This is a genomic window from Bacillus sp. JJ1566 (assembly GCF_036962685.1).
Taxonomy (GTDB): domain Bacteria; phylum Bacillota; class Bacilli; order Bacillales; family Bacillaceae_L; genus Ferdinandcohnia.
The window spans coordinates 310-14855 of the sequence record NZ_JBALOP010000068.1 but is presented as its reverse complement, the minus strand read 5'-3'; the positions used below and the strand labels follow the sequence as shown (position 1 = coordinate 14855).

12 protein-coding genes, 1 tRNA gene, 1 other RNA gene and 1 other annotated feature are annotated in these 14546 nt (G+C 38.9%); of the genes, 4 read left to right on the top strand and 10 right to left on the bottom strand.

Annotated elements, in window-relative coordinates; genetic code table 11:
* Nucleotides 1-128: 128 nt before the first annotated feature.
* The 4 genes from V7112_RS22265 to tadA form a co-directional block, all read right to left on the bottom strand.
* Nucleotides 129-449, bottom strand: coding sequence for a YbaB/EbfC family nucleoid-associated protein (locus V7112_RS22265; RefSeq protein WP_335423887.1), 321 nt, complete (start codon nucleotides 447-449; stop codon nucleotides 129-131).
* Between the two features lie 27 nt (nucleotides 450-476).
* Nucleotides 477-2165 (bottom strand): DNA polymerase III subunit gamma/tau, encoded by a 1689-nt coding sequence (gene dnaX, locus V7112_RS22260; RefSeq protein WP_335423879.1) that lies wholly within the window; start codon nucleotides 2163-2165, stop codon nucleotides 477-479.
* 149 nt (nucleotides 2166-2314) lie between these two features.
* An RNA gene (gene ffs, locus V7112_RS22255) (signal recognition particle sRNA large type) lies at nucleotides 2315-2579 on the bottom strand.
* A gap of 96 nt (nucleotides 2580-2675) precedes the next feature.
* Nucleotides 2676-3167: a tRNA adenosine(34) deaminase TadA gene (gene tadA, locus V7112_RS22250; RefSeq protein ID WP_335423878.1), complete on the bottom strand. Its 492-nt coding sequence runs from the start codon at nucleotides 3165-3167 to the stop codon at nucleotides 2676-2678.
* A gap of 138 nt (nucleotides 3168-3305) precedes the next feature.
* Here tadA and V7112_RS22245 point away from each other — a divergent pair, with 138 nt between their 5' ends.
* From V7112_RS22245 to V7112_RS22235, 3 genes are all read left to right on the top strand, one after another.
* A complete protein-coding gene (locus V7112_RS22245) occupies nucleotides 3306-4592 on the top strand; it encodes a glycoside hydrolase family 18 protein (RefSeq protein WP_335423875.1) in 1287 nt (428 codons plus the stop codon).
* Nucleotides 4593-4979: 387 nt separating this feature from the next.
* Nucleotides 4980-5636: a deoxynucleoside kinase gene (locus V7112_RS22240; RefSeq protein ID WP_335423873.1), complete on the top strand. Its 657-nt coding sequence runs from the start codon at nucleotides 4980-4982 to the stop codon at nucleotides 5634-5636.
* The gene (locus tag V7112_RS22235; protein WP_335423871.1) at nucleotides 5623-6291 is read left to right on the top strand and encodes a deoxynucleoside kinase; all 669 of its coding nucleotides are present in this window, start codon (nucleotides 5623-5625) and stop codon (nucleotides 6289-6291) included. Before V7112_RS22240 ends, V7112_RS22235 begins: the two co-directional genes overlap by 14 nt.
* Nucleotides 6292-6430: 139 nt before the next feature.
* Here the strand turns inward: V7112_RS22235 and V7112_RS22230 are convergent.
* From V7112_RS22230 to guaB, 6 genes are all read right to left on the bottom strand, one after another.
* A tRNA-Ser gene (locus V7112_RS22230) sits at nucleotides 6431-6523 on the bottom strand.
* 106 nt (nucleotides 6524-6629) lie between these two features.
* Nucleotides 6630-7910: a serine--tRNA ligase gene (serS, locus tag V7112_RS22225; protein WP_335423869.1), complete on the bottom strand. Its 1281-nt coding sequence runs from the start codon at nucleotides 7908-7910 to the stop codon at nucleotides 6630-6632.
* Nucleotides 7911-8112: 202 nt separating this feature from the next.
* Nucleotides 8113-8327, bottom strand: a binding site (T-box leader).
* A gap of 40 nt (nucleotides 8328-8367) precedes the next feature.
* Complete coding sequence (pdxT, locus tag V7112_RS22220) at nucleotides 8368-8958, bottom strand: pyridoxal 5'-phosphate synthase glutaminase subunit PdxT (protein ID WP_335423868.1); 591 nt, start codon at nucleotides 8956-8958, stop codon at nucleotides 8368-8370.
* 18 nt (nucleotides 8959-8976) lie between these two features.
* Complete coding sequence (gene pdxS, locus V7112_RS22215) at nucleotides 8977-9861, bottom strand: pyridoxal 5'-phosphate synthase lyase subunit PdxS (RefSeq protein WP_335423866.1); 885 nt, start codon at nucleotides 9859-9861, stop codon at nucleotides 8977-8979.
* A gap of 210 nt (nucleotides 9862-10071) precedes the next feature.
* Nucleotides 10072-11421, bottom strand: coding sequence for a D-alanyl-D-alanine carboxypeptidase family protein (locus V7112_RS22210; RefSeq protein ID WP_335423864.1), 1350 nt, complete (start codon nucleotides 11419-11421; stop codon nucleotides 10072-10074).
* A gap of 136 nt (nucleotides 11422-11557) precedes the next feature.
* Nucleotides 11558-13024, bottom strand: coding sequence for an IMP dehydrogenase (gene guaB, locus V7112_RS22205; RefSeq protein ID WP_335423863.1), 1467 nt, complete (start codon nucleotides 13022-13024; stop codon nucleotides 11558-11560).
* Between the two features lie 163 nt (nucleotides 13025-13187).
* Here guaB and V7112_RS22200 point away from each other — a divergent pair, with 163 nt between their 5' ends.
* The gene (locus tag V7112_RS22200) at nucleotides 13188-14180 is read left to right on the top strand and encodes a YaaC family protein (RefSeq protein WP_335423862.1); all 993 of its coding nucleotides are present in this window, start codon (nucleotides 13188-13190) and stop codon (nucleotides 14178-14180) included.
* Nucleotides 14181-14546 lie beyond the last annotated feature (366 nt).

The following is a 14546-nucleotide window of genomic DNA, read 5'->3' as shown; positions in this document are numbered from 1 at the left end:
CCTTTGAAAAATCGTGGCATCCGCCGGAGGCTTTGACTTTATTCAGCCGGGGTTTGAACCCTATTAAATTTAATATTCGCTGCATTCTTCTCACTTTACAAAAAAGAGGGAAACTCCGCTAAATAAAATTAGAACGGTAGGTTCATTCCTTTTGTAAATTGACCCATTGTTTCATTTGTGAGGTCTTCGATTTTCTTTAGAGCATCATTTGTCGCTGCTAATACAAGGTCTTGAAGCATTTCGATATCTTCTGGATCAACCACATCTTCTTTGATAATAACATCAATAATTTCTTTTTGACCGTTTGCTTTTACAGTGACCATGCCACCACCAGCAGTTCCTTCAACTACCTTTTCAGCAAGTTCTTCCTGAGCTTTTGCCATATCCTTTTGCATTTTTTGCATTTGTTTCATCATTTTTTGCATATTTCCCATTCCGCCACCACGCATCATGTTCATTTCCTCCTTAAAATTTCATTATTCCTTTATTTCAATGAGCTCTGCACCAACTATTTTCATTGCTTCTGCAATAAGAGGATCTTCTGTTTCCTCTGGTCTTTCATCATCATTGGTCCGTTGCCCACGGATAAACTCTTCTCTAATTTTACCCCATTCATCATCTGGTACACCAATCATTTCAAATCTATGTCCAGTTAAAGTCGAAAGAATATTTTCGAGGTTTTCCTTTACTTCTGGGTTTTCTGAGGCCATTTTACAATGGATTTCAAATTTAAATTTTAGCACAAAAGCATTGGTAGAAGCCGCAACTGGTTCACTTTCAATTAAAAGGGCTGCGTGCGATACTTTGTTTTGACTGCGAAGCTGGTCAAGCATATCGCCCCATTTTCCTTTTAATAAGTCAAGGTTTTGTCTTGTTGCACTCTTTAAAATCTCATTAATTCTTCCAACTGGTGTCCTATAGCCATTTCTAGATGACTTTTGTGGTCGTTTTTCAGCTGGTTTAGCATCCTGTGGTTGGGCTGTAACACCATTTTCCTTAATCGATGCAAGTTCAGATTCTAACCTATTTATTTTATTCATCAAGCCTTCAATTTGTGGCAGTGATTCTAGTGATTGCTGTTGTTCCATTTGGCTAAGCTTTACAATCGCTACCTCTAAAAAAATGCGTGGATGGTTCGTCCACTTCATCTCTGTCTGCGCTTGATTTAAAATATCAATGGTTTCGTAAATTTCATGGCTCTGTATACTTTTTGCAAGTTCAGTAAAGTCCTCATCGACTAGGACCCGCTCCAATACTTCTTCTAACTGAGGGGCTGTTTGATACAAAAGCATATCCCTATAGTAAAAAATGATGTCTTCGATAAAGCGCATCGGATCTTTCCCTAGGTCCATCATTTCATCCAGCGTCTTTAAGGCCGTTCGAACATCACGGTCGTGAATCGCCCTGACCACATTTGTTAAGAGAGACTGCGAAACAGCTCCCGTTATGGTGAGAACATCTTCAAGCTTCACCACATCATCACTGAATGAAATTGCTTGGTCTAACAAACTTAACGCATCCCGCATTCCGCCTTCAGCCGCTCTTGCAACTACATATAAGGCTTGGTCGTCCACTGTCACTTCTTGTTCAGCAATGATCGTTTTCATTCGTCCCACAATTGCTTGAGTAGTGATTCGACGAAAGTCAAAACGTTGACATCTCGAAATGATTGTTAGTGGAATTTTATGTGGTTCCGTCGTTGCTAATATAAAAATGACATGCCGAGGAGGTTCTTCCAACGTTTTAAGTAAGGCATTAAACGCCCCGATTGAAAGCATATGTACTTCATCAATGATATATACTTTATATCGTACCGAGCTGGGTGCATACTTAACCTTATCACGAATATCTCTGATTTCATCAACACCATTGTTCGATGCAGCATCAATTTCGATTACATCGGCGATTGATCCATCTGTAATTCCTCTACAGGCCGAACACTCATTGCAAGGTTCAGGTGTTGGAGATTGCTCACAGTTGACTGTTTTTGCGAAAATTTTTGCAGCACTTGTCTTTCCAGTCCCCCTTGGCCCCGAGAAGAGATAGGCATGCGAAAACTTCTCTTGAAGAAGGGCATTTTGCAAGGTTTTTGTTATATGCTCTTGTCCAACCACATCATGAAATGTTTGTGGCCGAAAGACACGGTATAATGCTTGATATGCCATTGGTATTGCCCCCTCCTTCTTATCGTCCATTCTTATTATACAGGAAGTAAATATTCAGTACAAAGTGATTATAACATGTATCATTCATGAAAAAATAAATAATAAAAAAACCCACCCAAATGAGTGAGTTGTTTTATGTAGTATAACTGCCGTGCACCTTCCGTCGAATAGTTACCCCAGGCGTTACTCAAGCAGTTAGCTCGGTCTAGGCAACCCTACGGCACATGGGAGAGTCCGCTTACTGCTGCTTCCTTCCGGACCTGACAGGATTCACGGGTTCCCATTGCGTAGGACCCAAACGTCAACACCACTTACTTGAGGCAGACCCTACAATAACTACCCTCTATGAAGGGATTCGGCCTCGCTAGAGCGGATTGCGAGTACAGGGCACCGCTACCTCCCCGCTTAGCACGGCAAAATTGATACCAAATTGTTAGGTGTCTTTGTGACACATTCTTAGTATAAAGGCTAAGTTAAAAAAAATCAATCGTATACCAACTGTAAGTTTTTTCAAGTAGTACCAGTTGTGTTTTTCTTTTCTTCCTTCCTTTTCTTTCTGATCTCTTTAAAAAAGGAACTTAACAGCTGTCCACACTCTTCCTCACAGACACCTGATACCACTTGCGCCTGATGGTTAAATCTTTGCTCCTGTAAAAGATTCATCAAGGTTCCCGCACATCCACCTTTTGGATCACTTGCCCCGTAGACAACCCTTTTAACCCGTGATAATACAATTGCTCCTGAACACATTGCACATGGCTCAAGAGTGACATATAGGGTGGCATTTTCTAATCTCCAAAACCCGGTTCTTTTACATGCTTCGTCAATCGCAAGTAATTCCGCATGTGCAATTGAACGTTGCTGTGTTTCACGAAGATTGTGGGCTGTTGCAATTACTTCGTCATCTATCACTAGTACTGCACCAATCGGTACTTCATCTATATCTGCTGCCTTTTTCGCTTCCTCAATAGCCAATTTCATATAATATTCGTCAGACATCATTAGATTAAATACTCCCTTATTATGCAATTAGGCAATTAAGCACTTTTTGAACATTCATTTAGCCAAGCATCATCTTCCTTATTCTCTCATAGAGTAATAAAGGTGTGTTACCTAGATTGTAGAATGAGGAGGTCAAACATGCAAATTCATGTTGTAGAACAGGGACAATCCATAACAGGAATTGCACAAGCATATAGTACAACAGCGGATGAAATTGTTCGTGCAAATCAAATTCCTGATCCGAATAACTTAGTCGTCGGTCAGGCTATGGTCATTCCAATTATTGGTCAGTTCTATTGGGTACAGCCAGGTGATAGCCTTTGGTCAATCGCAAATAAATTTGGGATTAATTATCAGCAATTAGCGCAAACCAATCAGATTCCACCTAATCGACCCTTACAGGTTGGGCTTAGAATCTATATTCCTGAACGCCCTAAACGAAATGCAGAAATCAATGCCTATATAGAACCGTTAGGATCATCAGTTAGCCCCGCTCTTGAAAGAAGTGCACGACAAGCTGCTCCATATTTAACATACTTAGCCCCTTTTAATTTCCAAATACAACGAGACGGCACTTTGAAGGAACCACCGCTGAACAATTTACCAAGCATCGCAAAAGGACAAAATGTGACATTAATGATGGTTGTTGCAAATTTAGAAAACGGTCAATTTAGTGCAGATTTAGGTAGACTTGTACTAAATAATCAAGACATTCAAAATAAGCTATTAAACACTATTGTAGAAACAGCCAAAAAATATGGTTTCCGAGATATTCATTTTGATATGGAATTTTTACGTCCCGAAGACCGCGAAGCCTATAACAACTTTTTACGAAAGGCGAAGCGGCGCTTTGGCCAAGAAGGATGGCTTCTTTCAACGGCACTTGCTCCAAAAACAAGTGCCGAGCAACAAGGAGATTGGTATGAAGCTCATGACTATAAGGCACATGGGGAAATCGTTGACTTTGTTGTCATCATGACCTATGAATGGGGCTATAGTGGCGGACCACCAATGGCAGTATCGCCAATTGGCCCTGTTCGGGATGTTCTTGAATATGCCTTAACTGAAATGCCAGCATCAAAAATAATGATGGGGCAAAACCTTTATGGCTATGATTGGACACTGCCTTTTGTTCAAGGTGGAGAATACGCTAAAGCAGTAAGCCCGCAACGAGCGATTGAAATTGCAAAGCAAAATAATGTTGCAATTCAATATGATACAAAAGCCCAAGCGCCACACTTTGACTATACAGACTCCGCCGGAAAGCAGCATAAGGTTTGGTTTGAGGATGCAAGAAGTATTCAGGCAAAGTTTAATTTGATTAAGGAATTGAATTTGCGGGGAATAAGCTACTGGAAACTTGGACTCCCGTTCCCGCAAAACTGGCTTTTGATCACAGGTAATTTCCACGTTGTAAAAAGATAATCTACGTTAAAGGTTCTCGATTATTCGGGTTCCTTTTTATTTTGCATGTATTGCAGATAAAAGATTATGGTTGCCACGTTCTGTGGGCTTCAAATTTTCCCAATTTGTTTTTTCGACAATACATAACAATCTTCATCCTTCCTATGATAAAATAATGCTTATCTGTTTATTTTATGGATGATCAAATACGACTTTACGTATTTGCGCCCAGATTTTTTCGAGCTTGCTCGATAACTTTCCTTTGAAAATCTGTGGCATCCGCCGGAGGCTTTAACTTTATTCAGTCGGGATTTAAGTCCCAATTGGATTGGTTACTCCTTAACATCCATACCCTACTTAATAGAAGTGGGGAATTTTTGCTGAATAAAGTTAAAAGGGGGACACGAGATGGGTAGCAGGATTCCTTTTATTACAGTAGAGGGTCCAATCGGAGTTGGAAAAACCTCTCTCGCTAAGGCGATATCAGAACGCTTTGAATTTGCCTTACTTAAAGAGATTGTTGATGAAAATCCATTTTTAGGGAAATTTTATACTAATATCGATGAGTGGAGCTTTCAAACAGAGATGTTTTTCCTCTGTAACCGATATAAACAACTTGAAGACATTAATCATTATTACCTTCAAAAAGACCAACCGGTTGTTGCGGATTATCATATATTCAAAAACCTTATTTTCGCTGAGCGGACATTAAAAGCACATCAATTCCAAAAATATCTTGAGATTTACGGTATTTTAACAGCGGATATGCCTGTTCCAAATGTCGTAATCTATTTACATGCAAGTCTTGATACTTTATTAGAGCGGATAAAAATGCGTGGCAGGGACATTGAAAAGAATATCGACCCAGCCTATTTAAGTCAATTAACTCGCGATTATGAGCAATTCATGACACAATTCGAAAAATCCCACCCCGATATTCCTGTCATTCGATTTAATGGGGACCAATTTGATTTTGTCCAAAATAAAAAAGACCTTGAACAAATTCTATCAAACGTAGAAGAGATCATTCTTGAAAAAGGAGTTAGACATAATGAATTTGCGTAATAAATATGATATCCCTAGTAATGCCGTGATTACCGTTGCTGGAACAGTTGGAGTAGGGAAATCAACAATGACAAAAGCCCTTGCCGATGCACTTGGGTTTAGAACCTCCTTTGAAAAAGTAGACACAAATCCATATTTAGATCGGTTTTATGCAGATTTTGAAAGATGGAGTTTCCATCTTCAAATTTATTTCCTTGCTGAACGTTTTAAAGAGCAAAAGAAAATTTTTGAATATGGCGGTGGATTTATCCAAGACCGTTCCATCTATGAGGATACAGGTATTTTTGCGAGAATGCATTATGAAAAAGGAACAATGGCACCTGTTGACTATGAGACCTATACTAACCTTTTTGAAGCAATGGTGATGACACCGTATTTCCCACATCCGAATTTGTTAATTTATCTTGAAGGAAGTCTTGAGGATATTATTAGCCGCATTCAAGAGCGTGGAAGACCAATGGAGCAGCAAACACCAATTACTTATTGGGAAGAAATGCATGGTCGTTATGAAAAATGGATTAATAATTTTAATGCATGCCCAGTTCTTCGATTAAACATTAATGAGTACGATATTATGAAAGATGAAAATTCAATTGAACCGATCATCGCGAAAATTTCAAGTTTCATTAGACAAACAGAACTTTTAAAAAGCTAATTAAAACCCCTTTTGAGTGAAAATCTCAAAAGGGGTTCTTTTATGGCTATACTTATTTTTATATAAAATAAAAAACTCGTTACCATGACAGTAACGAGTTCATCTCCAATACTTTATGCGCTAGTATTATTTTTAATAATGGCGGAGGAAGAGGGATTCGAACCCCCGCGGGCTTTAACACCCCTGTCGGTTTTCAAGACCGATCCCTTCAGCCGGACTTGGGTATTCCTCCGTATCGACAAAAATTAATATACCATATATCGAAAGTGGAAGTCAACAATCTTTTATAATTTTTTTATAGGCCAGGAAGTTGGTAAATCCTGGCCCCATTTTTTTACTTATTTCGGACCGATTACTTCCTTATTTCCCATATATGGACGTAATACCTCTGGAATGATGACTGTACCGTCTGCCTGTTGGTAATTTTCTAGGATTGCAGCCACTGTTCGACCAATCGCAAGTCCAGAACCATTTAATGTGTGAACATGCTCTGGTTTTGAATCTCTGTCTCGACGGAAACGAATATTTGCACGCCTTGCTTGGAATGCTTCGAAATTACTACAAGAAGAAATTTCACGATACGTTTCATAGCTTGGAATCCATACTTCAATGTCATATTTCTTCGCAGCCGTGAATCCTAGATCGGCACTACACATACTTAAAACACGATATGGAAGGCCTAATAACTGAAGTACTTTTTCAGCATTTGCTGTTAAGCTCTCTAGTTCTGCATAAGAATCTTCCGGTTTAACAAACTTCACTAACTCCACTTTATTAAATTGATGCTGACGAATCAAGCCTCTTGTATCTCTTCCAGCTGAACCCGCTTCAGAGCGGAAACAAGCACTAAATGCAGCATACTTAATTGGCAGTTCTTGACCAGTTAAGATTTCATCGCGGTGAAGGTTTGTTACAGGAACCTCAGCTGTTGGAATTAAGAAATAGTCTTCACTTTCAATGCGGAATGCATCCTCTTCAAACTTCGGAAGCTGACCTGTACCAGTCATGCTTGCGCGGTTTACTATATATGGAGGGATGACTTCCTCATACCCATGTTCCTCCACATGAAGGTCTAACATAAAGTTAAATAATGCTCTTTCTAGTCTAGCACCAAGCCCCTTATAAAAAACAAAACGGCTCCCTGTGACCTTCCCTGCACGTTCAAAATCTAAAATTTCAAGTTGGTCGGCTACTTCCCAGTGTGGCTTCGGTTCAAAACCAAACTCAGGGAGTTCACCCCACTTGCGAATTTCCACGTTATCATCCTCAGACTCACCAATAGGTACACTTTCATGAGGAATGTTTGGAATAGATAACATAAGATGTTCTAATTGTTCTTCAACAGCTCTTAATTCTGTATCTATTTCCTTAATTTGGTCTCCAACCTCACGCATTTCTAAAATAAGAGCATCCGCGTCTTTTTTCTCTCTTTTTAGAACAGCAATTTGGCCAGACACTTCATTCCTACGGCTTTTTAGCACTTCAGTCTTCGCAATTAGCTCACGGCGTTTTTTGTCCAGTTCCTCAAACCGGCCAAGATCTGTTAGGTCCTCACCTCGAAACTGAAGTCTTTCTTTCACCTCATCAAAATGGCCTCGTAAATATTTAATATCCAACATCCCTAAAACCTCCTAAAATCTATGTAATCAGTAGTAAAAGCATGTAACCCACCCGTGACTTTCGAGAAGCAAGTATTTCGAGGCGGCGCAGGTTTGAGGACCGGAGCGTAGTTTAACCTACGTGAGGACCGGAGAACCAAGCCAACGAAGAAAGAAGCAGCTTATCGGCAGTCACGAAAAATAAAAAACTCCCGTCCCCTAAAAAAGGGACGAGAGTTAACCCGCGTTACCACCCTAGTTGAGGATACACGTATCCTCCTCTTGAAAAAGATAACGGATTTACCGAAAATACCTACTAGCTTATGGATTCAGTATTTCACTCAAGGATGGATTCACAAGCTTTTATCATCGGTTCACACCATCCACCGACTCTCTTAAGAAAAAAGGCAAGCTACTACTTCCTATCATAGATTTAACATTTTATTATTTATATAAAGTTTTACCACGTTTCAATCGTTTATACAAGTTTTTTCGTTTTTGATTCCTCTGCCATTTTTACAAAGTACGCTGTAAAACGATGATCATCCGTTAGTTCTGGATGGAAGGAACATCCTAAAAATTGACCTTCACGTGCTGCCACAATTCTACCATCATGCTTTGCAAGGATTTCAACATTTTCTCCTGCTTCAACAATATGTGGTGCACGAATAAATACACCTACAAAATCATCAGCGATTCCAGGAATCATAAGTTCTGCTTCAAAGCTCTCGCGTTGACGGCCGAATGAATTCCGCTCAACTGAGACATCCATCAGTCCTAGATGTGGCTCTTTATAATCAACTAGTTTCTTTGCTAGAAGAATTAACCCTGCACATGTACCAAACATCGGTTTTCCTTGTTTAGCAAATGAACGAAGTGGCTCCATGAAGCCATATTTATCAATTAAACGACGCATTGTTGTACTTTCCCCACCAGGAATAATCAATCCGTCAATTTCTTCAAGTTGTTCTACTTTTTTTATGATAATTGCTTCTGCTCCAGAGGCTTCTACTGAACGAATATGTTCTCTCACAGCCCCTTGAAGACCTAATACTCCGATTTTAACCACGTCTGAGCACCCTCTTACTTACCAGCCTCGTTCTTGCATGCGTTGGTCTGGTAATAATGATGAAATTTCAATACCTTTCATAGCATTACCTAACCCTTTTGAAAGCTTGGCAATTAATTCATAATCTTGATAATGTGTTGTTGCTTCAACAATTGCACGTGCAAATTTTGCAGGATTGTCAGATTTAAAAATTCCAGATCCTACAAATACACCGTCAGCACCAAGTTGCATCATTAATGCTGCATCAGCTGGAGTTGCAACACCACCTGCTGCAAAGTTAACAACTGGTAAACGACCTTCTTGTTTGATTTGAAGCAATAATTCGTATGGTGCTCCTAGGTTTTTCGCTTCTGTCATAAGCTCATCTTCACTCATTCCGACAACCTTACGAATTTGAGCATTTACTTTTCTCATATGACGTACAGCCTCAACGATATTACCTGTTCCAGGTTCACCCTTTGTGCGAAGCATGGATGCACCTTCTGCAATACGGCGAGTTGCTTCACCTAAATCACGGCAGCCACATACAAATGGAACAGTGAAATCACGTTTATTTAAATGGAACTCCTCATCTGCGGGAGTTAGTACTTCACTCTCATCAATATAGTCAACACCCATTGCCTCGAGTACTCTTGCTTCTACTATATGACCAATACGAGCTTTTGCCATAACAGGAATAGTAACTGCATTCATCACTTGCTCAACTATTGTTGGGTCTGCCATTCTAGCTACTCCACCTGCTGCACGAATATCAGCTGGAACACGCTCTAATGCCATTACCGCTACAGCACCTGCTTCTTCTGCTATTCTAGCTTGCTCTGCATTAACAACGTCCATAATAACGCCGCCTTTTTGCATTTCAGCCATTCCACGTTTTACTCGATCTGTACCTGTATTTGCCATTACAATTCCTCCAATAAGATGTTAAATTAGCTTATTTATAGGCTATATCATATCACATTTTAATAGATAATAGACGCCCATTAAAAAAATCTTAAGATTATTCTAACGCAATTTCTCTATATTTCCTAGTAAATACACCAAAATAGTACATGTTGGGAAAAATTGAAAAATCCTCCTTCTAAAAATAGAAGGAGGATGTTGCTAACAAGTTTAGAACCAGCCTTTTACAGTATCCGCGACACTTGACCAAATATCACCAAAAAATCCACCGATTCCTCTCATCATGAGAACAAACCAGTTTGTTTTCTCAACACCAGTATCTGTAACAAGCGCAACCTGTAATTTATCATCGCCACCTGGTGTAATATATCCTAAATCATCACCATCATAGGAAACAGCCATATGACCAACCTTTGTACCTTCCTTAAATGGTGCTGTCAGTTCTTTGTCTTTCGAAACAAGTTTTTCATCATATACATAATTTGCTTTAAATGCCGACTTATCTACACCCTTCGGAACGAGAAGTCTGACAGGTGATTCAGTTGAAATTTCGACTTGTTTTTCTTTCCCTTTAACAACCTTTAGTTCTTTATTACCCTTTAATTGATAGCCTTCCGGGTAAACTTCAATTTGCTCAAAATTATTAAAACCAAAATCTAGGAGTTTACTAGTTTCCTTGAAACGTTCTGGTTCACTTGAAGCGCCCATCACAACAGAAATTAATCTTTTCCCATTTCGTTCTGCTGTTCCAGTAAAGCAATAACCCGCTGCAGGTGTAGTACCAGTTTTTAATCCATCCATTCCCTCATAATGGAATTGAGCAAGGTATGGAGAAACGCTTGGATCATGGTTTAACATCCAATTCCAGTTATCAAGTTTTTCACCGTAAAAATCTAGCTGTGGGATACTTGAAATTTCCAATACATTTGGATGATCCTTAATTAATGAATAGGCTAATAATGCCACAGATTCTGCTGATAGCATATTATCTCCATCGGGATTTGTTCCTTCGGGATAGTTATCACCTAGCATTGAATTGGATAGCCCTGTACTATTAACAAATTCATAGTCAGGAAGACCTAATTCTTCTGCCTTTTTATTCATTAGCTTTACAAATTCGCCCTCCGTGCCAGCTAGTAATTCTGCTAATGTAATTGTTGTTGCATTATCAGAATAAATCGCCATGGCTTTATAAAGCTCTTCGACCGTATAATCATGATTTAATCGTAAGCCAACACCTGAAAAGTTATTATTTGCAGATATATCATACGCATATTGGCTAATTTGAGTGGTTTGATCCCATGACAGTCTACCTTCAGAAATAGCTTCCAATACTAAGTACTCGGTCATCATTTTAACCATACTTGCAATTGGAGCTGCTTGTTCTGCATTTTTTTCATATAGAATTTTCCCTGTATTTGCATCAATCAATATTGCATTTTTAACATTTATATCAAGAGCAGGCGCCGCCTTTGCCGGAGGTACTTGCCCTACTATAAGCGATAGCAAAAAGACTGCTAGTAAACTAATTATCAATCTTTTTTGTGTTTGTTTTTTCACGTTTTAAACCTCCACTTTCGTATTACGCACAAAACTCATTTTAACATATTGGCTTCAAAAAAAATAGACAGAGTACATGACTCTATCTACCACAATATAAAAATCCTACCAATGGATTATTTTGTCGAAATCTTTCTTATAATGTTGAATAGTTTGGTGCTTCCTTCGTGATTTGAACATCATGTGGATGGCTTTCACGAAGACCTGCACCTGTCATTTTAATAAATTGGGCATTATCTCTTAGCGCTTCTAAATCCTTTGTTCCACAGTAACCCATTCCAGAACGAATACCGCCAATTAATTGATAAAGTGTATCTGCAAGTGGTCCTTTGTATGGAAGGCGTCCTTCAATGCCTTCAGGAACAAACTTCTTCGCATCCTCTTGGAAATAACGATCCTTACTTCCTTTTTCCATTGCAGCAACAGATCCCATACCACGGTATACCTTAAAGCGACGGCCTTGGAATATTTCTGTTTCACCTGGACTTTCTGATACACCGGCAAGTAAGCTACCAAGCATTACTGCGTGTCCTCCAGCAGCTAATGCTTTTACAATGTCACCAGAGTATTTTATACCGCCGTCTGCGATAATCGAAACACCATGTTTTCTAGCTTCTGTTGCACAGTCATAAACAGCTGTAATCTGAGGAACACCAACACCTGCAACTACACGTGTTGTACAAATAGAACCAGGTCCAATTCCCACTTTTACGACATTCGCACCAGCTTCAATGAGAGCTCTAGTAGCTTCAGCAGTTGCAACGTTACCTGCAATAATATTTAAGCTTGGATATTGGTTTCGAATGACTTTCACCGTTTCAAGAACACCCGCTGAGTGACCATGTGCCGTATCCACAACAATCGTATCAACTCCAGCTTCTACAAGCTTAGCAACACGAGGCATTGTATCTTTTGATACACCAACAGCTGCTCCTACTAATAAACGCCCCTGCGCATCTTTTGCTGAATTCGGGAATTCAATGACTTTTTCAATATCCTTAATTGTAATAAGTCCTTTTAATACTCCACTTTCATCAACAAGAGGGAGCTTTTCTATTTTATATTTTTGTAAAATCTTTTCTGCCTGTTCTAAAGTCGTACCAACAGGGGCAGTCACGAGATTTTCCTTTGTCATAACATCGGAAATTTGAATGGAATAATCTTGAATAAAACGAAGGTCACGGTTGGTTAAGATACCAACCAAAATTTGCTCTTGTGGATTATTTACAATTGGGACACCTGAAATACGGTATTTCCCCATTAAATGCTCTGCATCAAATACTTGATGACTCGGAGTTAGGAAAAATGGATCGGTGATTACGCCACTTTCTGAACGCTTTACTTTATCAACCTGTTCAGCTTGTTGCTCAATCGACATATTCTTATGAATGATACCTAATCCGCCTTGACGTGCCATTGAAATTGCCATTTCGTGCTCAGTAACAGTATCCATACCCGCACTAATAATAGGGATATTTAATTTAAGTGTTTCTGTTAATTTAACCCCAAGATTTACATCTTTAGGTAATACTTCTGACTTAGCCGGTAATAGTAATACATCATCAAATGTTAACCCTTCTTTAGCAAACTTCGTTTCCCACATTGTAATAAATCCCCCTTCGATTGCAAAATATTATTAGTAGATTATCAACTGGGTAAACTACTGTCAAGAAAGTAACGATATGTTTAATAATTCTGAGTTTTTTATTATTAATTCGTTCACTAGTCTTGCACTTTTCTTTGTTTGTTAATTGGAGGTTTCGACTTTGTTTGATTATCGTTTTATATGGCAATCATTTAATGCACTACATGCAGCCAATACAACTCAGCACTTACTTCAAAGATGCTATGAAAAAGCAGCTGTCCCCGATGCAGATAAAAAAAGTTATGAAAACAGCTATCCGTTTATTTATTATTTGGAGCATGGTCAAAACTATTACCAACTTTCCCAAAATGCACCATTGTCGATTAAACCCGTTCTTCTTTTTTACGGCATGGTTCAGCTGTTAAAAGCTTGCCTTCTTACCGTAGATCCTCAGTATCCGGAATCTACCTCTGTACTGGCACATGGAGTCTCGACAAGAAAAAGAAAAAAGCAAAGCTATGAGTTTTTCCATGATGAAGTAAAGGTCCAAAAAAACGGATTATTTTCCCATTTTTCTGAACGTATGTTCCATGTGAAACAAATGGAAGGTGAAAAGTTCACAATGGAACAGTTATTCAAAAGAATTCCCGAATTACAAAATTTATTCAGTTTGCATTTTCAACAACATCTGTATTTTGAAACACCCATTACCGGTGAAAATGCGCTCATCATCCCAATAGAAGCATTAGATAGTTATCACATGACATCACGGAGATTCTTGGATTTTATTACAAACACGCTTCCGTTTCCAATATCACCTAGTAATAGGGTATCGGAAAAAAATGATCGTGATCCAATCTCGATAAAAGTCAATACGAAAAACTTTCTTTTGCCACTAGCAAGCTCACCACTTTTGTATCATTTATACGAAAACACGTACTATCTACCAAAGGAGCGTGAACTCTTAACGTTTTTCCCAGAAATAATGACACATTATTTATTACTGTATAATCTAAGTATGATATCGAGATATGAAACGGAGTGGTGGAGCGAGTTGCTTCATTCATACTCTAGTAACGATTATCCGTTTATTAGACAGTTCCTAGCGGTATCGGCAGATAAAGTCCCATATCTGCTCTATCTCTTTTTAAAAGAGAAAATTGATGGGGTTTGAGGGATATTGAAGGTGTTTGCGGTATATCACTTATCGTTTTATAACTTAGTGATATACCTTTACTCTTTTTATTCGATTCTTAAGACAGGCACAATCACCCGCTTACGTTGCCATTTCTTTTATCCTAAGCCCAAATGGAAACGATTCAATACTTTGCGTTACTCTTTTCCTCATCTAAACCAGTAGTCGGGAACGATTTACTAACTTGCGTTACCTTTTTCCTCACTACTATCGAAATGTAGAAACGTATCTGAGCTTTGCATTCCTCTTTTCCCCGGCTCAATCTTAAATCTGGAACAAACCAAAACCCTTACTACACAACCAATACAAAAAAGACCAACCATATCGGCTGATCTTTTTTGGTGC